Genomic DNA, 17,776 nt, shown 5'->3' with positions numbered 1-17,776 from the left:
CCCTCGTTCTCTGGAGTTCAGCCGCGTGACCACCCCCGCTTCGCACAGCCTCGCCGACACCGTCTCGAACGCCGAGGCCACCCCTGAGAAGGAGCAGCCGTACGCGGCGCTCGGACTCAAGCCCGACGAGTACGACAAGATCCGCGAGATCCTCGGCCGCCGCCCCACCTCGGGCGAGCTGGCGATGTACTCGGTGATGTGGAGCGAGCACTGCTCCTACAAGTCGAGCAAGATCTACCTCCGCAAGTTCGGCGAGAAGGTCTCCGACGAGATGAAGACCCGCCTCATGGTGGGCATGGGCCAGAACGCCGGCGTCGTCGACATCGGCGAGGGCTGGGCGGTCACCTTCAAGGTCGAGTCGCACAACCACCCGAGCTACATCGAGCCGTTCCAGGGCGCCGCGACGGGCGTGGGCGGCATCGTCCGCGACATCATCTCGATGGGCGCACGCCCGGTCGCGATCATGGACCAGCTCCGCTTCGGCGCGATCGACCACCCCGACACCGCCCGCGTCGTGCACGGCGTGACGAGCGGCATCTCGTTCTACGGCAACTGCCTGGGCCTGCCCAACATCGGCGGCGAGACCGTGTTCGACTCGGTGTACCAGGGCAACCCGCTCGTCAATGCCCTCGCGGTCGGGGTCCTCCGCCACGAGGACCTCAAGCTCGCCAACGCGACCGGTGCCGGCAACAAGGTCGTGCTGTTCGGCGCGCGCACCGGCGGCGACGGCATCGGCGGGGCATCCATCCTCGCCTCCGACACGTTCGCCGACGGCGGCCCGACCAAGCGCCCCGCGGTGCAGGTCGGCGACCCGTTCGCCGAGAAGGTGCTCATCGAGTGCTGCCTGGAGCTCTACCAGGGCGAGCTCGTCGAGGCCATCCAGGACCTCGGTGCCGCCGGAATCTCGTGCGCGACATCCGAGCTCGCGGCCAACGGCGGCTCGGGCATGCGCGTCGACCTCGAGAACGTGCTGCTGCGCGACCCCACGCTCACGCCCGAAGAGATCCTGATGAGCGAGAGCCAGGAGCGCATGATGGCGATCGTGGCTCCCGAGAAGCTCGATGCCTTCCTCGCCGTGGTCGGCAAGTGGGATGTCGAGACGAGCGTCCTCGGCGAGGTCACCGGCGATGGGCGCCTCCAGATCTTCTGGCACGGCGAAGAGATCGTGAACGTCGACCCGTCGACGGTCGCGGTCGACGGCCCGGTCTATGAGCGCCCCGTGGCGTACCCGACCTGGATCGACGCTCTCCGCGAGGACTCGGCATCCGCTCTTCCCCGCGATCTCGACCCCGATACGCTCCGCCGCCAGTTCACGCAGCTGGTCGCGAGCCCGAACCTCGCCGACACGGCGTGGGTGACCAACCAGTACGACTACTACGTCATGGGCAACACGGCGCTGTCCTTCCCCGACGACGCCGGCATGATCCGCGTCGACGAGCACTCCGGCCTCGGTTTCGCGATCGCGACCGACTGCAACAGCCGCTACTGCCAGCTCGACCCGTACCAGGGTGCGAAGCTCGCCCTCGCCGAGGCGTACCGCAACGTCGCCGTCACGGGCGCGGTGCCGACCGCGGTCACCGACTGCCTCAACTTCGGCTCGCCCGAGAACCCCGAGGTCATGTGGCAGTTCTCGCAGGCCGTCGACGGCCTGTCGGACGGATGCCTCGAGCTGGGCGTGCCCGTCACGGGCGGCAATGTCTCGTTCTACAACCAGACCGGCGACCAGCCGATCTTCCCGACCCCCGTGGTCGGCGTTCTGGGCATCATCGACGACGTCGCGCACCGCATCCCGTCCGGCTGGCAGGATCCCGGCGAGAACATCTACCTGCTGGGTGTGACGTCGACCGAGCTGTCGGGCTCGCAGTGGGCGGGCACGATCCACGGCCACCTCGGCGGTCGCCCTCCGGCCGTCGACCTCGGCCAGGAGAAGAAGCTCGCCGACCTCATCCACGCCGGTTCCCAGCAGTCGCTCATCTCGTCGGCGCACGACCTCTCGTCCGGCGGTCTGGCGCAGTCCCTCGCCGAGTCGGTCATGCGCTTCGGCATCGGCGCGCGTGTGTGGCTGAACGAGATCCAGGAGCGCGACGGGGTGGATGCCGCCACCGCGCTGTTCTCGGAGTCCACCGGCCGCGTGATCGTCACGGTGCCGCGCGAAGACGATGTGAAGTTCCGCGGGCTCTGCGAAGGCCGCGGCTACCCGGTGCTGCGCATCGGCGTGACCGACTCCGCCGCCGACGGCGACGCCCCCGCACTCGAGGTGCAGGGCGTCTTCACGGTGCCGCTCGCCGAGCTGCGCGACCTGTCGACCTCGACGCTGCCCGCCGCGTTCGGCGCGACGGTGTCGGAACCCGCCGCCTAGGATTGCTCGTATGGCTGCCGAAGAGGACGAGTACAGCGGTTTCAACGACACCCGTCAGCGGCGTGTCAAGATCACCGCGTGGGTGACGATCGTCGCTCTCATCCTGGTCGGCGGCGGCGCCACCGTCTTCGCGCTCCTCTTCGGCTGACCGCGCCGGTGGGGTAGCCTCGCACCAGGAGGCTCTCATGAGCGAGAAGCGGTCGATCTGGATCCGGGTCAGGCGGTTCTTCCGCCCCGAGGTCGAGACCTACGAATCACGCCGGGCGCGTCCCGGCGAACCCGGAGAAGGCCCCGGAATCCCCGTGTACGAGGCCACCGATCGCCGCCGCGGCGGCGGGTCGATGGAGATCGGCGGCGTCTGACGCTCCCGCCCCTGGCACTTGCGCCCGCGGGTCGGGTCACCGAACCCCGAGCCGATTCGGCCGCACGCGGTTAGCATTGCAGGGTGGAGCCGATCCTGGTCGTGCTGACCGGCTGGTGGTGGATCGCTCCGGCAGCCGTCGGCGCCGGAGCGGCGACCTATGCCGGCCTGACGACCCGCACCCGCCGTGCCCGACGGCTCGAGCTCGACGCCGCCCGGCATGAGGAGTCCCTCGCCTACCGTGCACTCGTCGCCGCGAAGGCGCGGGTGCGCACCGCTCAGGCAGACGTGCTCTCGGCGAAGTCGCGCGGGGCCGCGGCCGCCGCGACGCCGGCGGCAGATGCCCGACGCGAACTGCAGGCCGCGAAGCAAGGGGAGAAGTCCGCGTCGCTGGAGCTGCGCGCGAGCCGTTCGCGTGTGAAGGCGGGGTACTCGCAGTACCGCGCCGCGGCATCCGGAACGCCGCTCCCGATCGACCGCCTCTCGGCCGTGCACGACGCCGTCAACGCCCGGTGGCTCTCGTACGAGACCGATGTCGACAAGGCGCTGGCCTTCCCGCAGATGACCGATACGCGCCATCCCGCGACTGTCGTCTTCCTGCGGGCGCAGCGCGAGGCGCTGGTGCGGCGACCGCTGCTCCGCGACCGCGTGACCCCCGAGCAGTTCGCCGAGTACCGCGTCGCGGTGCGCGCGCTCGAGACCGCTCTCCTCGACGCCGAACGGCAGGCCGGGGTGCACGGCGCTCCCGCGGGCTCGCCCGCCGTGGCGTCGACCGCGGCGACGATATCGGCGGCCGCCACGGCTCTGGCCGACCTCGCCGAACGGCTCCCCTCGCTGCTGTCGCGCGTCCAGTCGCCGCGCGAGAGCGAACCGCCGGCTGACAGGGCGCCCTGAGCCCCGCGCACGCCCGCCGCACCACCGTTACGATGGCAGGGTGCAGCCGATCTTCGAGTTCATCGGCAACTACTGGTGGCTCGCCTTCCCCCTCATCGGCGTGATGGGGGCGCTGGGCAGCGCCTGGGAGCGCAACGCCCGCGGCCGCCACAAGCGGCGCATCGAGATCATGCACGCCAAGGCCGAGCTCAAGGCCGCACAGGCGGCTGCCCGCGGCAAGGCGGTGCCGGCGGCATCGCTCCCTCCCATGACCGGGCCTCTGCCCACGACGCCCTCCCTTTCGCAGGGAGTGACGGATGCCGTCGCTACGGGCATGGCCGGATCGACGACGAACTCGGCCTCGCAGCGTGTGTCGCAGCTCGAGCGCCTCTTCGCCGCCCATGACGCCGTCACCGCGCGCTGGCTCGAGTACGAGCTCGATGTTGCGAAGATCATCGCGTTCCCCGCGATGAGCGATGGCCGTCAGCCCCTCACCGCGGGCTTCCTCAAGGCGAAGCGGATCGCCGACGGCCTGCGCCCGGCGTCGGCCAAGGCCCGCCTCTCGAAGGATCAGCTGACCGAGTACCGCAATGCGGTCGCCGACTTCGAGGTGGCGTTCGACGTCGCCGAGCGCGACGCGCGGCGCCTCAAGGACTCGAGCTTCACCGAGGGCGAGCGCAAGCGCCTCGACACCGCGAAGCAGCTGCTGACCGTCGCGATCGACCAGGCCGCGACGCCGGCCGAGCGCCAGCTCGCCTACCGCCGAGTGCGCGAAGAGCTCGACGGGCTCATCTCGATCTCCGACGAGGCGATCGAGGTGCTCGAGAACAAGGTGATGCTGGAGATCACGCCCGGCCCGCCTGCGTCCGGATCGGGGACGGCACCCTCGGCATCCGTGAATCCGACGCCGCCTGCGGCATCTGCACCCGCAGATTCGGCGCCCGCGGATCCCCTCACGATGCCCGCCGCACCGCAGCATCCCGGAACGACTCCGCCCCCGCCTCCCAAGAATGCGACGTGGCCCGTGCCCGCGCGCGGCACCGGCGACACCGCCCCCGGTCGCGTGGTGCACCCCAAGCCCCACCACTGAGTCGGTTCGCTCGCGCAGTCCCCGTGCTCTCGCGGCGGGAATCCGTTGCGGCGGCGGGGACCCCGCGTCTCGGCCTGTCAGCCGGCGGCGGCCCGGCCGCGCACGTCGATCCAGGAGTCGATGCGCGCGAACCAGTCGAACAGCCACGTCGCGCGGGCATCGAGGTCGTCGGGGATGTCTGCGCGCGGCACGCGCCAGGCCCGCATCGTGATGCCCTTGTCCATCGGCAGCTCCCGCCAGATGTCGCGCAGCGTGACGAGCCCGTCGAGGCCCGTGTGCGCGATGAACACGACGTCGGCGTCGGGAGCCGCGTCCAGCGCCGCGTGCATGCCGCCGGGCTGCGGTGCCATCACGTGTCGCAGCGCCTCTGCACGCTCAGCCATCGCCTCGCGTCCCGACTCGCGCAGGCGCCGGATGCGCGACTGCCGCCGGGAGGGGGTGACGTTGCCGCCCTCCGGGAAGATCACGAAGGCGTCATCGGGTCCGAGTCCCGTGGCGAGCTCCGCGAGCGCGTGCTCGACCGGTACCCCGCCTCCCACCCGCTTCGGTCCGAAGCCCGACGGCACGATGAAACGGGACGGGATCCGGTGCAGCAGGATGTCGATGGCCGGGTCCCACTGCAGGGTGTACTTGAGCACGATCCGCGGCCGGCGTCCGACCTCATTGAGCAGCGTGTGGATGAGGATGAACGAGTCTCCGGGGCCGCCGTGGCGACTCGCGACCACCAGCGGGACGCCGGGCGCGAAGACCTCGTCGAACGCCGCGCGTGACGCAGCGGCATCCGGGGCGTCCGAGCCCGTTGTCGTGATCGTGAGGCGCAGCACGCTGCCGAACACCCGGAACAGCAACCGCATCGCCCGCGCGCCCAGCCGATAGTGCGCCTCGACGAACCCGGGACGCCGGATCGCGTATCCGAAGCCGGAGGCGATCCACAGGGCGAACATCGCGATCACGAGCGCGGCATCCCACAGCAGGTACACCGTCACGAGCCACAGCACCCGCGGCAGCCGGAAGCGCCCGGGCACCAGCGATGTCAGCGCGAGCGCGATCAGCAGCCACAGGGGTGTGAGGGCGAGCATCACCAGCGCGGCGGCGATCATGAGCGGCGCGAGCAGGATGCGCCGCAGCCACGTCGGCGGCAGCCACATCAGGCGCCCCCGTGGGAGCGATCCGCGGGGGCCGCGGAACCGGCGGCATCGGTGGGCGCGGCGACCCCAGGCCGACCGCCCGGCGTCCCTTCGACCGGCACCTCGCCATCCGGGGTCGGCTCGAGCGCGACCGACGGGAGCCGGTCGAGGAAGTCGCGGCTCGCCTCGTATGCCGCGTCGATGCGCCGCCGGACTGTGTCCATGCGGCGGTACGACAGCAGCGAGTCGTCACCGTCGAGCGATCCGCCACTGGGCAGCACATGCAGCACGACGCCTTCGGGAAGGGTCTGGAGATCGCGCGCGAACCGGTGCCGTCGCGCCACCTCGAACGCCACGCGCGCCGTGTCGACCGCCGACCGCGGAGCGACCAGCGGCATCTCGACCCGCCCGACCTGGAGGACGAAGACGGTGTCGGCCCCGGCATCCACCGCCTGCTCGATCGGGATGGAGTTGACGATGCCGCCGTCGATGAAGTGCTCGTCGCCGATACGCGTGGGCGGAAGGAGGCCGGGAACCGACGCCGAGGCGAGGATCGCGTCGATGAGCGGACCCGACTCGAAGACGTGCTCGGCCGCGCGTTCGATGCACGCCGCGACGACGCGCAGCCGCACCGGCAGGTCTTCGAACCGCGTGTCGGCGCCGAGCGCGCGCTCGAGCAGGCTGCGCAGGGGACGCGGTGAGTTGAGGTGGGTCTTGGTCTTGACCAGGCGTGTGAACTGCGCGAACAGCGAGTCACCGTAGACGGCGTTGGCCTCGGGCGAGGTCCATGCGTCCATGAGGCGCTCGACGACGGCGGGGGTCGGGTCGCTCGCGACCAGCGCGCCGTTGATGGCGCCGATCGAGGTGCCCGTCACGACATCGGGACGGATGCCGGACTCGAGCAGCGCCCGCACCATGCCGATCTCGACGGCTCCACGCACACCGCCTCCGCCCAGGACGAACGCCACCGTCATGCCCACACCCTATTCCCGGGCGGATGCGGCGGCGCACGTCCTGCGCGGCGCAGGATCAGGAGGTCAGAGCGTCGACCCACTCCTGGTTGGCGGCGATCCAGTCGGCCACGACGGGCCCGAAGTCGTCGCCGTCGTACTCGCCGAACATCGCGTCCTCGAGCGAGTAGAGCTTGTCGTTGTCCATCTCGAACGCCGAGAGCCATGCGAACACCTCGGGGAAGTCCTGCTCGAACTGCTCCGACGAGGTGCCGTGGATGCTCTCGGCGTCGCCCAGCAGACCCTCGGGGTCTTCGAGGTCCTTGAGAGGGAACGCGTTGTACGCCCAGTGCGGGCGCCAGAGCGTCACGGCGACGTTCTCACCGGCATCCGTCTTGGACTTGAGCTCGGTGAGCATCGCGGGCGTCGACGAGACGACGAAGTCCATGTCCTCCAGGCCGTAGCCGGGGATCACGTCGTCCTGGGTGACGGTGACGAGGCCGGAGCCCGCCTCGATGCCGACCAGCGTGTCGTCGAACAGATCCGCGTTCTCGGCCAGCTCGCTGAGCGAGTCGATCGGGGCATCCTCGTTCACGGCGATCGTGAGCTTCGCCTCGTCGTTCCACGCACCGAGGTCGACGAGGTCGTCGCCGAAGCGCTCCAGGTACTGGGCGTGGGTGATCGGCAGCCAGGTGTCGAGGGTCAGGTCGTAGTCGCCGCGCGACAGCCCGGTGTACACGGCCGCCGGGTCGGCGTATTCGAGCTCGACCTCGTAGCCCTGCTCTTCGAGCACGGCCTTCCACAGCTCCGACGCGGCGATGCCCTCGTCCCAGCCGTTGAAGACGGCGATCGTGATCGGTCGGTCGGTCGAGCCGTCGCCGCCGGCCTCGGCTCCGCCGGCGCAGCCGGTCAGGGCGAGCGCCGCGACACCGGTGACCGCGAGGGATGTGAGCAGTTTCTTCTTCTTGGTCATCTCGTGCGTCCTCTCTTTCCGCGTGCTGTGCGCGGTTGGGTCGGTCACGGCACGCCGTTCGACGCGCCGCCTGCGAGTGATGGGCTCGCGAGGAGGGTGGAGGATGCCGGGGCCGCGGCCTCGAAGTGGGCGGCTCCGGCATCCGCAGGGGATCAGACCGCCGCGACCGGTGCGGTGCTGCGGTGTTCGGTCGTGCGGGTGGTGGCGCGGGCGATCCGGGCACGGGCACCGCCGTCGGCGGACCGCGTGGCGAGGGCCGACGTGAGCCGGTCGAGGATGATCGCGAGGATCACCACGGACACGCCCGCTTCGGCTCCGAGTGCGATGTCGATGCGCTGCAGGCTCTGCACCACGGCGCCGCCGAGACCGCCCGCGCCGACGAGGCCGGCGATGACGACCATCGACAGGCTCAGCATGATCACCTGGTTGACGCCTGCCATGATGCTGGGCATCGCGAGCGGCAGCTGGATCTGGCGGAGGATGCGGCCGGGCGTCGCGCCGAACGCGTGACCGGCTTCGACCACCTCGGCATCGACGCTGCGGATGCCGAGCTCGGTCAGCCGAACCCCGGGTGCGAGCGCGAACACGATGGTCGAGACGATGCCCGGGACCGGGCCGACGCTGAAGACGATCAGTGCCGGGATCAGGTACACGAATGCCGGCATCGTCTGCAGGAAGTCGAGCACCGGCCGCAGGACCGCCGAGACGCGGTCGTTGCGCGCGGCCCAGATGCCGAGCGGCACGCTGATCGCGATGGCGATGACGGCCGCAACCAGGACGAGGGCCAGCGTGTCCATCGCGTTCGCCCACTGGTCGACGCCGACGATGACGAGAAGTCCCACGGCGGTGCCGACAGCGAGCCAGGCCCCCTTCGCCCACCAGGCGAGGGCGGCGAACACGATGATGACCGCCCAGAAGGGCGGCGCGGTGAGCAGCCAGTCGAGGCCGTCGAAGGCGCCGCGGATCGCGGTGCTGATGGCGTCGAACAGCCAGCCGAACACGTCGATCACGAACTCGACGATGGATTCGACGACGGCGCCGAGGGGAATGCGGAACAGGTCGTTCATGCGCGGCCTCCGATCGTCGCCGTGCTCCGGGGTGCGGTCTCGGTGTCGGAGGCGTCCTTCGTCCGCGGATCGAAGGGCGCGGCATCCCGCCCGACGGTCGCGATCGTTCCAGTCGCACCGATCATTCCGGTCGCGCCGTGCACGACGGCCTCGAGCGTCTCGGCGATGACGCCGGGGGCGACCGTCGCGGTCGACTCGATGACGGGGTTCTCGCGGGTCGTGGTGGGCACGTTGCCGAGCGCTGCCAGCAGCGTCACGCGGGGGATCACTCCCACCAGCCGCTGGCGCTCATCCACGACGACGACGGGCAGCGGGCTCTCGACCGAGCGCTCCACGACGTCGGTGAGCGGGTCGTCGGGGTGCACGACGGTCTGCGCCGGCTGCACGATCGCGCGCAGGTCGGTGATGCCGTTCTTCACGGCGCGGATCACGGCACGATCGGTGACCATGCCCACGAGCGTGCGGCCTTCGAGCACCGCGACGGCACCGGCCTGCAGATCGCGCATCACGCGGAGCGCACCTCGGACGCCGGCGGTGATCGTGATGGTCGCGACAGCCGGCTCCATCACCGACGCCGCGGTGAGCACGCGTGCGCGGTCGACATCCTGCACGAACTGAGCGACGTAGTCGTTGGCCGGGTCGGTGAGGATCTCTTCCGGCGTGCCGGTCTGCACGATGCGTCCGTCGCGCATCACCGCGATGCGGTCGCCGAGGAACATCGCCTCGTTGAGGTCGTGCGTGATGAACACGATCGTGCGGCCGAGTTCGCGCTGCAGCTCGACGAGCTGTTCCTGCATCTCGCGGCGGATGAGCGGATCGAGCGCCGAGAAGGCCTCGTCCATCAGCAGGATGTCGGTGCCCGCCGTGAGGGCGCGGGCTAGTCCCACGCGCTGGCGCATGCCTCCCGACAGCTCATCGGGCATCGCGTCGGCACGGTCGCCGAGGCCCACCTTGGCGAGGATCTCGCGGGCGCGCTCCCGTCGCTCGTCGCGGGCGACGCCCTGGATCTCGAGCGCGTATGCGGCATTGTCGAGCACGGTGCGATGCGGCAGCAGCGCGAAGTGCTGGAACACCATCGACAGCGAGCGCTGTCGGATGCCGCGCAGAGCCTTCGCCGAGGCTCGCGTGACGCTCTGCCCCTGGACGAGCACCTCGCCGGCGGTCGGCGGGAGGAGTCCGTTGAGCATGCGGATGACGGTGGACTTGCCCGATCCGGACAGGCCCATGATGACGAAGATCTCGCCGGGCTGGACGGTGAAGCTCGCGTCGATCACCGCGGCGGTGCCGGCATCCGACACCTGTGCACGCGTCTGGCCGGCGCGCAGGCGCCGCACGGCGTCTCGGGGATTGCGTCCGAAGACTTTGAACAGGTTCTTCGCCTCGATGGCAGGCGGAATTGTCACGGTGTACCTCGGCAGCCCGGTGCAGGGGGCTGCATCGGTCACGCCCGGGTGGCGGCCACTCCCTCCCGCCGTTCCCGGCGGATGAGCTCGGCGGCGGATGTCGGATCCGCGCAAGGCCGCCGACCATACGTTCGCCGGTCTGACATCCCCCCGGATGTCACCGGCGACCGCGGACTGGTCGGTTGGTCCACGAAGGACCTCCCCCAACGTTTCATGCGCTCGCATGGGTCGCAAATTCGACAGGATGCGATCGGGTCGTTAACCCGCGCCCGCGATAACACGATCTCCGCGGCGAGGGGCCGGACCCACCCGCGGAACCCGTTGACACGGGTCGCGTTCTATGGTTACTTAGTCAAGTAACTAACCAACCAAGAGGAGCGGATGTGATCGAAGAAGGCAGGGCGCTGTTCCTCCAGATCGCCGAGAGCGTGGAGGACTCGATCATCGACGGATCCCTCGCCGAAGAGGCGCAGGCACCGTCGACGAACGAGCTCGCGGCCTTCTACCGAATCAACCCCGCCACCGCTGCGAAGGGAGTCGCGATGCTCGCCGACAAGGGCGTCCTCTACAAACGACGCGGCATCGGGATGTTCGTCTCCCCCGGTGCGCGCGACCTGCTCCTCGGCGAGCGCCGCACGGCGTTCGCCGACCGCTTCGTCGACCCCCTGCTAGTCGAGGCGCGAAAGCTCGGACTCGACGCCGACGATCTCGCCCTGCTCATCCGCGACCGCGCCACGGCGCAGCTCGCCACCACCACGGAAGGGAACGCACGATGACCGACTCGCCCACCGCGACCCCCGTCATCGAGGTGAAGAGCCTCACCAAGCGCTACCGCGACACCCTCGCGGTCGACGACGTGAGCTTCACCATCGAGAAGGACACGATCTACGGCCTGCTCGGACGCAACGGCGCCGGCAAGACCACCATCATGTCGATCCTCACGGCGCAGAACTTCGCCACCCAGGGCGACGTGCGCGTGTTCGGCATGGACCGGTACGAGAACGCCAGGGTGCTCTCACGGATGTGCTTCGTGCGAGAGAGTCAGAAGTACCCCGACGACGCCCTCCCCCGGCACGCGTTCGCCACGGCGCGGCTGTTCTTCCCGAACTGGGACGAGGATCTCGCTCAGCGGCTGATCGAGGACTTCCAGCTGCCGACGAAGACCCGCATCAAGAAGCTCTCGCGGGGCCAGCTCTCGGCCGTCGGCGTCATCATCGGCCTCGCCGCCCGCGCCGAGATCACGTTCTTCGACGAGCCGTACCTCGGCCTCGACGCCGTCGCCCGGCAGATCTTCTACGACCGGCTGCTCGAGGACTACACCGAGCACCCCCGCACCGTCATCCTCTCCAGCCACCTGATCGACGAGGTCTCGAACCTCATCGAGCGGGTGCTCGTGATCGACCGCGGCCGCATCGTGATGGACGAGGCGACCGATGCCGTCCGCGACCGTGCCGCGAACATCGTCGGCGACGCCTCCGCCGTCGACGCCTTCGTCGCCGGGCGCCAGGTGATCCACCGCGAAAGCCTCGGGAACGTGGCATCCGTCACCGTTCTCGGCGCCCTCAGCCTCGCCGACCGCGAGCGCCTCGCCGCCACCGGTCTCGACGTCGCGCCGGTGTCGCTGCAGCAGCTCATCGTGCGCACCACCCAGCACGCGGCGGAGATCCGCGAAACCGACGCAGCCGATGAAGGAGCAATGCGATGAACCGCACCGTCAACGTCGTGCGCATGCAGCTGATCAACAAGCAGACATTCGTCTGGGTGCCGCTGATCGTGCTCGGCGCGTCGTTCGCCATGTCGATCGCGATCTACGCGATCCTCCACTCCTCGGGACTGCCCGGTCCGTTCTACGGCGGCGGCTCGCAGGCGCCGCTGTGGGTGCTGTTGTTCGTGGGGATCTCCTCCCTCACGCTGACCTTCCCGTTCTCGCAGGCGATGAGCGTCACCCGTCGGGAGTTCTTCTTCGGCACGATGCTCGCCGCGGCGATGTGCGCCGTGCTGCTCGCCGCGGTCTTCGCCATCGGAGGCCTGGTCGAGGAGGCGACGAACGGCTGGGGCATCAACGGCTACTTCTTCGCACTCGACTGGGTCGTGTCCGCCGGCGCGCTCGGCGCCGCGTTCTTCTACTTCGTGATGGCGATGCTGATCTTCATGGTGGGGTTCTGGTCGGCGACCGTCTACAAGCGTTTCGGCGCGACGCTGCTGACCGTCACGTGGGTGGGGATCGGCGTGATCCTGCTGGCCGCGATCTGGGGGATCACGAGCCTCGACGCCTGGGTGGGCGTGATCACGGCGCTGGTCGAACAGGGCCCTGTCGGATTCGCCGCCTGGGGGCTGTTGGTGACCGTCGCGCTCGGCGGCGTCTCGTACCTCACCCTGCGCCGCGCGATCCCCTGACCGGCGCGCCGCTCACGAGAACGGATGCCCGGGCCCTGCGCCATCGCGCACGCCCGGGCATCCGTCGTGTCGGCGATGGGGATCGCGAGCAGGTCAGCGGCGGTCGGCGGCCTCGGTGTGGTGGCGGATCACTTCGGCGACGACGAAGTTGAACCACTTCTCGGCGAACGCGGGATCGAGGTCGGCCTGTTCGGCGAGGCTGCGCAGGCGCGCGACCTGCTGCTCCTCGCGGGATGGATCGGACGCGGGCATGCCGTGCTCGGCCTTCAGATGGCCGACCTGCTTGGTCGCCTTGAACCGCTCGGCGAGCATGTACATCAGCGCGGCGTCGATGTTGTCGATGCTGCTGCGCAGCCGGGCAAGCGTCGTCGTGGGATCCTCGGTCATGGCGTCCTCCTCGCCCCTCGACGATACCCGAGCGCGGGACACGCGACGGCTTTCACCCGCTGGGGGGGAGGGCGGCCGCCCGGTGGGGCCCTAGAGTGTGACCCATGACCGACGGCACCCCTGCATCCGCGCCGCTCGCTGCGGATCCCCACGCTGGAACGGATGCCGCCGTCGTGCCGGCAGACGCCACCACGACGACCACTTCGCCCGACGCCACCGAGCGCTCGCCCAAGTCCTTCTGGGCGCGCCTGGACAGTCCGTTCACCGTCGGGTTCCTCCTGACCCTGGGCGGCCTGGCGGCGGCTCTGCTCGGGATCGCGCTCTCGAACATCGCCACGGTGCTCATCTACATCGCACTCGCGATGTTCGCCGCCCTGGGCCTGGATCCCCTGCTGAAGTGGTTCGAGCGACACCACGTCTCGCGCACCTGGGCCATCGTCATCGTCTTCTTCATCTTCGCGGTCGTCGCGGTCGGCCTGCTGTGGCTGGTGGTGCCCACGCTGATCGAGCAGATCGGCGAGTTCATCACGAGCATCCCCTCGACGATCACCAATTTCGAGCAGTCGGACTTCTATCACTGGCTCGAGGGCTACTTCGGCGAGGGTCTGACGACCCTCGTGGACGAGATCCAGAAGTTCCTCACCAACCCGGCGAACATCGCCGCGATCTCCGGCGGGCTCCTCAAGGTCGGCGTCGGCATCGCGACCGCCGTCTCGGGCCTGTTGATCATCGTGGTGCTGACGCTCTACTTCGTCGCATCGCTGCCGTCGATCAAGGAGTCGCTCGTGCGCTTCGCCCCGGCTCGCAACCGGATCAAGGTGCACGCGATGACCGACGAGATCACGGACTCGATCGGCGCCTACCTCATGGGCATGGTCGTCCTGGCGTTCTTCAACTCCATCGTGGCCTTCCTTCTGCACCTGTTCCTCGGGCTGCCGTATCCGCTGCTGATGGGCGTGCTCGCCTTCTCGATCACGATCATCCCGCTCGTCGGACCCGTCCTGTACTGGATCACGGCCACCGTGCTCGCGCTGTTCACGAGCCCGGTAGCCGCGCTGATCTTCGGCATCGCGTACCTGATCTACATCCAGATCGAGGCGTACGTCATCACCCCTCGCGTGATGAGCAAGGCGATCTCGATCCCCGGTTCGCTCGTCGTGATCGGCGCCCTGATCGGTGGCACCCTGCTGGGCCTGCTCGGCGCGCTCATCGCCGTGCCGGTGACCGCATCGATCCTGCTCATCATCAAACAGGTCTTCATCCCGAAACAGGACGCCAAGCTGTAAACGTCGTCGCGCGGGGGCGCGACCGGGTCAGCGCACGGGAAGCAGGCAGGTGGGTGAGGGCGCCGCGGTACGGTGGCGCACCTTGCCGGGAACGCCCGTGCGCACGTCGAGCGTGAGCGAGGCGACCTCGTCCGACAGCTGGCCGGCGACGAGGAGGATGTCGCGCACCACGACGTGGTGCCGCGGCCAGTGCACTCCCGCGTCGACGAGCGCGACGGGCTGGACGACCTCGCCTGCTCCGCGCACGCGCAGCGTCGCAAGCGTGTTGCTGCCGCGCGCGGCCGCATAGAGGAATTCGCCGTCGCGCGACATGGCGAGCTCGGCGGCGGTGTCTCCGGGCATTGTGCCCACACCGAGGGGGCTTCCGCCCACGACATGCCACGAGCCGTCCACGGCCGCCGCGAGCACGAAGACCTCGCACGACAGCTCGGCGACGACGTACAGGTGCCCGCTCGGGTGCCAGACCATGTGACGCGGCCCGCTCCCCTTCGGGAGAACCACCTGCTGCAGGAGCCGCAGCCCGTCCGCTCCCGCGCGCCACAGACGGACGACATCGAGTCCCATGTCGGTCGTCGCGACAAGCCCGCCGGGGAGGAAGACGGCCTGATGAGCACGGGAAGGACGAGCGGATGCCGCGTCTCCCGCGTCACCCGTCGGACTGGCGGCCTCGGCGGCGTCGTGATCGGGCACGAGGTGCGCGTACTCCGCGCCCGCCGCGTCGCGAAGCGCCCGCGCCGCCGCCGCAAGATCCACCTGTCCGGACTCTCGGCCGAAGAGCACGGGGCCCGATTCCGCGGGATCCGGTCCGTACGGATCGGTGGCCGCTGCGGCGATGACGGGCGCCGAGGGACGGCCGGCGGCATCCAGCGTCATCCGCACGACGCGCCCGTCGCCCCAGCAGCTCGCGATCAACGACGCGCCATCGGGGGCGACCGCGATGTGGCAGGTCGCCGCACCCGCGGGAACCGCGGCGCCGAGCGGAGTGAAGGACGACTCGCCGGTGCGGCGGAACGCCTGCACCTCGCCGCGATTCTCGAGGGCGGCATAGACGACATCGAGCGACGGATGCGCGGTCAGCCACGACGGCGAGTCGGTCGCGGCGACCTCTCCCGCGAAGCCCAGCCCGCCACCCGCCGAGGCGTCGTCCGCACCGCCGGCCAGGAGCATCCCGATGCCGCTCGCGTGCCCGTCGCTATCGGCGGTGTACCCGCCCAGCCAGAACTTCATGTGCTTCCGTTCGCTGCGAGGCGTTTCGTCGCGCTTCGCACCGATCGGTACGCGGAACGAGCGGGACGGAACGTGTCAGGGTTTCGAGAGGGTCAGTCGACGAGGTCGTGACGCACGATGACCGCGTCGCGTGCCGCACCGACGCCGATCACGGAGATGCGGGTGCCGCTCATCCTCTCGAGCGCGAGCACGTACTCCTGCGCCTCGATGGGCAGCTCGTCGAATGTTCGGGCCCCCGAGATGTCGCGCTTCCAGCCCGGGAAGTACTCGAGGATGGGCACGGCGTGGTGGAAGTCGGACTGGTTGACCGGCACCTCGTCGAACCGCTCGCCGTCGACGTCGTACGCGACGCACACCGGGATCTGGTCGAGTCCCGAGAGGATGTCGAGCTTGGTCAGCACCAGGTCGGTCAAGCCGTTGATGCGCGTGGCGTATCGGGTGATCGGCGCGTCGTACCAGCCCACCCGGCGAGGCCGCCCGGTGGTCGTGCCGAACTCGAAGCCGCGCGAACGCAGGAAGTCACCGTTGTCGTCGAACAGCTCGGTCGGGAACGGGCCCGAGCCGACGCGGGTCGTGTAGGCCTTCACGATGCCGACGATGCGATCGAGGCGGTTGGGTCCCACTCCGGACCCCGTCGCCGCGCCGCCCGCGGTCGCCGACGACGACGTCACGAACGGGTAGGTGCCGTGGTCGACGTCGAGCATCGTGGCCTGGCCGCCCTCGAACACCACGACGTCGCCGGCATCCAGCGCGTCGTTCAGGAGCAGGCCGGTATCGGCCACCATGGGGGCCAGCCGCTCGGCGTACGAGAGCAGGTCCTCGACGATCTCGTCGACGGTGATCGCACGGCGGTTGAAGATCTTCACCAGCAGGTGGTTCTTCTGATCGAGCGCACCCTCGACCTTCTGGCGCAGGATGTTCTCGTCGAAGAGATCCTGCACACGGATGCCGACGCGGTTGATCTTGTCGGCGTAGGCCGGGCCGATCCCGCGGCCGGTCGTGCCGATCTGACGCTTGCCGAGGAACCGCTCGCTGACCTTGTCGAGCGTGCGGTGGTACTGCGTGATGATGTGCGCATTCGCGCTCACCCGCAGACGTGACGTGTCGACGCCGCGCGCGTGCAGCGCCTCGAGCTCGTAGAAGAGCACCTCGAGGTCGATGACGACGCCGTTGCCGATCACGGCATTCACGCCGGGCGACAGGATGCCCGACGGCAGCAGGTGCAGTGCGTACTTCTCGTCGCCGATGACGACGGTGTGGCCGGCGTTGTTGCCGCCGTTGAACTTGACCACCCAGTCGGTGCGGTCACCGAGCAGGTCTGTGGCCTTGCCCTTGCCCTCGTCTCCCCACTGGACTCCGACGATCACGATGCCTGGCATGGGCTACTCCCCCGTTATCGGACGGTTACACCCCATCCTATCGAGGCCCCGCGACGAACCGCCGATATGGTGTCCCCATGATGCGTTCCGCGGCATGGAGCAAGGGCTGGTCGGTCGCTCGTGCGGCCATGGCGATCGTGACGATCACGGCGATCGTCGCGCAATTGTCGAAGTCCGTCGGCACCGCCGCAGGGCTCGGCCGCGACGTCACGACCACGATCGTGAACTTCTTCAGCTTCTTCACGATCCTCGCCAACGCGTCGTCTGCGGTCGTGCTGCTGTGGGCCGTCATCTGGTTCTGGACGCGCGGGCGACAGGCGCTCTCCGCTGCCCCTCCCGCCGCCGCTCCGTCCGCCGTGTCCGGGCGCACGGGTCCCGCCGAGCCCCTGGGCCTCGCGGTGGCGCTCGCGAGCGTGAGCACCTACATGATCATCACGGGGATCGTCTACAACAGCCTGCTGCGCAACATCGAGCTTCCGCAGGGGAGCGAGCCGATCTGGTGGTCGAACGAGGTGCTGCACCTCATCGGACCACTGTTCCTGCTCGCCGACGTCTTCTTCGGGCCGCTGCGGCGCGCCCTGCCGTGGCGCTCGCTCTGGGCGATCGTGGCGTTCCCCATCCTGTGGGTCGCCTATACGATGCTGCGCGGGCCGCTGGTGACCAACCCCGTCAACGGCGAGCCGTTCTGGTACCCGTACCCGTTCCTCAACCCGAACAGCGCGGGCGGCTGGCCGTCGGTCCTGCTCTACGTCATCGGCATCGCGGTCGCGATCGTCGCGGTCGGCTCACTCGTGGTGTGGTGGGGGCGCCGTATCGGCACCTCGGGCTCGCTGGTCGCGGGGACGTCGGCGACGGTGTTGTCCGAGGCCTGACCGCCGGAGACGAACCGTCTCACGC

Annotated in this window: 18 protein-coding genes; 10 read left to right on the top strand and 8 right to left on the bottom strand. The window is 69.6% G+C overall.

The annotated features are described in order from the left end of the window. Positions 1 to 25 precede the first annotated feature (25 nt). The 5 genes from purL to KEC57_RS11840 all read left to right on the top strand — a co-directional run bounded on the left by purL (position 26) and on the right by KEC57_RS11840 (position 4,683). On the top strand, positions 26 to 2,359 hold the full coding sequence (gene purL / locus KEC57_RS11860) for a phosphoribosylformylglycinamidine synthase subunit PurL (RefSeq protein ID WP_229384821.1): 2,334 nt from the start codon (positions 26 to 28) through the stop codon (positions 2,357 to 2,359). Between the two features lie 10 nt (positions 2,360 to 2,369). After that, positions 2,370 to 2,507: a hypothetical protein gene (locus KEC57_RS11855; RefSeq protein WP_229384820.1), complete on the top strand. Its 138-nt coding sequence runs from the start codon at positions 2,370 to 2,372 to the stop codon at positions 2,505 to 2,507. A 37-nt stretch (positions 2,508 to 2,544) separates the two neighbouring features. Beyond that, on the top strand, positions 2,545 to 2,721 hold the full coding sequence (locus tag KEC57_RS11850; protein ID WP_229384819.1) for a hypothetical protein: 177 nt from the start codon (positions 2,545 to 2,547) through the stop codon (positions 2,719 to 2,721). Positions 2,722 to 2,804: 83 nt separating this feature from the next. Next, entirely contained in the window at positions 2,805 to 3,614 is an 810-nt protein-coding gene (locus tag KEC57_RS11845; RefSeq protein ID WP_229384818.1) for a hypothetical protein, read from the top strand. 40 nt (positions 3,615 to 3,654) lie between these two features. Continuing rightward, the gene (locus KEC57_RS11840; RefSeq protein WP_229384817.1) at positions 3,655 to 4,683 is read left to right on the top strand and encodes a hypothetical protein; all 1,029 of its coding nucleotides are present in this window, start codon (positions 3,655 to 3,657) and stop codon (positions 4,681 to 4,683) included. A 77-nt stretch (positions 4,684 to 4,760) separates the two neighbouring features. Here KEC57_RS11840 and KEC57_RS11835 read toward each other — a convergent pair whose 3' ends face one another. From KEC57_RS11835 to KEC57_RS11815, 5 genes are all read right to left on the bottom strand, one after another. Continuing rightward, positions 4,761 to 5,831, bottom strand: a complete 1,071-nt coding sequence (locus KEC57_RS11835) for a 1-acyl-sn-glycerol-3-phosphate acyltransferase (RefSeq protein WP_229384816.1) — start codon at positions 5,829 to 5,831, stop codon at positions 4,761 to 4,763. Beyond that, positions 5,831 to 6,784: a patatin-like phospholipase family protein gene (locus KEC57_RS11830; RefSeq protein ID WP_229384815.1), complete on the bottom strand. Its 954-nt coding sequence runs from the start codon at positions 6,782 to 6,784 to the stop codon at positions 5,831 to 5,833. The genes KEC57_RS11835 and KEC57_RS11830 overlap by 1 nt, the downstream gene beginning before the upstream one ends. A gap of 55 nt (positions 6,785 to 6,839) precedes the next feature. Further along, the gene (locus tag KEC57_RS11825) at positions 6,840 to 7,733 is read right to left on the bottom strand and encodes a glycine betaine ABC transporter substrate-binding protein (protein WP_229384814.1); all 894 of its coding nucleotides are present in this window, start codon (positions 7,731 to 7,733) and stop codon (positions 6,840 to 6,842) included. A 152-nt stretch (positions 7,734 to 7,885) separates the two neighbouring features. Further along, positions 7,886 to 8,800: an ABC transporter permease gene (locus tag KEC57_RS11820; protein WP_229384813.1), complete on the bottom strand. Its 915-nt coding sequence runs from the start codon at positions 8,798 to 8,800 to the stop codon at positions 7,886 to 7,888. Then, positions 8,797 to 10,203, bottom strand: coding sequence for a quaternary amine ABC transporter ATP-binding protein (locus KEC57_RS11815; RefSeq protein WP_229384812.1), 1,407 nt, complete (start codon positions 10,201 to 10,203; stop codon positions 8,797 to 8,799). Before KEC57_RS11815 ends, KEC57_RS11820 begins: the two co-directional genes overlap by 4 nt. A 383-nt stretch (positions 10,204 to 10,586) precedes the next feature. On the opposite strand from KEC57_RS11815, the gene KEC57_RS11810 reads away from it, so the two are divergent. Genes KEC57_RS11810 through KEC57_RS11800 form a run of 3 tightly spaced genes read left to right on the top strand, consistent with a single transcriptional unit; the run spans position 10,587 to position 12,600 of the window. After that, the gene (locus KEC57_RS11810) at positions 10,587 to 10,979 is read left to right on the top strand and encodes a GntR family transcriptional regulator (RefSeq protein ID WP_229384811.1); all 393 of its coding nucleotides are present in this window, start codon (positions 10,587 to 10,589) and stop codon (positions 10,977 to 10,979) included. Beyond that, positions 10,976 to 11,908 carry an ABC transporter ATP-binding protein gene (locus tag KEC57_RS11805; protein ID WP_229384810.1) on the top strand — a complete coding sequence of 311 codons (933 nt, stop codon included), beginning with the start codon at positions 10,976 to 10,978 and terminating at the stop codon, positions 11,906 to 11,908. Before KEC57_RS11810 ends, KEC57_RS11805 begins: the two co-directional genes overlap by 4 nt. Further along, entirely contained in the window at positions 11,905 to 12,600 is a 696-nt protein-coding gene (locus tag KEC57_RS11800) for a hypothetical protein (RefSeq protein ID WP_229384809.1), read from the top strand. The genes KEC57_RS11805 and KEC57_RS11800 overlap by 4 nt, the downstream gene beginning before the upstream one ends. 93 nt (positions 12,601 to 12,693) lie before the next feature. On the opposite strand, the gene KEC57_RS11795 is transcribed toward KEC57_RS11800, so the two are convergent. Beyond that, positions 12,694 to 12,987, bottom strand: a complete 294-nt coding sequence (locus KEC57_RS11795) for a chorismate mutase (protein ID WP_229384808.1) — start codon at positions 12,985 to 12,987, stop codon at positions 12,694 to 12,696. A 104-nt stretch (positions 12,988 to 13,091) separates the two neighbouring features. Between KEC57_RS11795 and KEC57_RS11790 the strand changes: the two genes are divergently transcribed. Then, positions 13,092 to 14,273 carry an AI-2E family transporter gene (locus KEC57_RS11790; RefSeq protein ID WP_229384807.1) on the top strand — a complete coding sequence of 394 codons (1,182 nt, stop codon included), beginning with the start codon at positions 13,092 to 13,094 and terminating at the stop codon, positions 14,271 to 14,273. Between the two features lie 27 nt (positions 14,274 to 14,300). Here KEC57_RS11790 and KEC57_RS11785 read toward each other — a convergent pair whose 3' ends face one another. Together KEC57_RS11785 and KEC57_RS11780 are read right to left on the bottom strand one after the other, a co-directional pair. After that, positions 14,301 to 15,500 carry a lactonase family protein gene (locus tag KEC57_RS11785; protein WP_229384806.1) on the bottom strand — a complete coding sequence of 400 codons (1,200 nt, stop codon included), beginning with the start codon at positions 15,498 to 15,500 and terminating at the stop codon, positions 14,301 to 14,303. Positions 15,501 to 15,592: 92 nt separating this feature from the next. Continuing rightward, entirely contained in the window at positions 15,593 to 16,879 is a 1,287-nt protein-coding gene (locus KEC57_RS11780; protein WP_229384805.1) for an adenylosuccinate synthase, read from the bottom strand. 77 nt (positions 16,880 to 16,956) lie between these two features. Here KEC57_RS11780 and KEC57_RS11775 point away from each other — a divergent pair, with 77 nt between their 5' ends. After that, complete coding sequence (locus KEC57_RS11775; protein WP_308187598.1) at positions 16,957 to 17,751, top strand: Pr6Pr family membrane protein; 795 nt, start codon at positions 16,957 to 16,959, stop codon at positions 17,749 to 17,751. The last annotated feature ends 25 nt before the right edge of the window (positions 17,752 to 17,776 follow it).

The sequence above is a fragment of the Microbacterium allomyrinae genome (assembly GCF_020682705.1).
GTDB classification, from domain to species: Bacteria; Actinomycetota; Actinomycetes; order Actinomycetales; family Microbacteriaceae; genus Microbacterium; species Microbacterium allomyrinae.
This window is presented reverse-complemented; position numbering and strand designations above follow the sequence as displayed.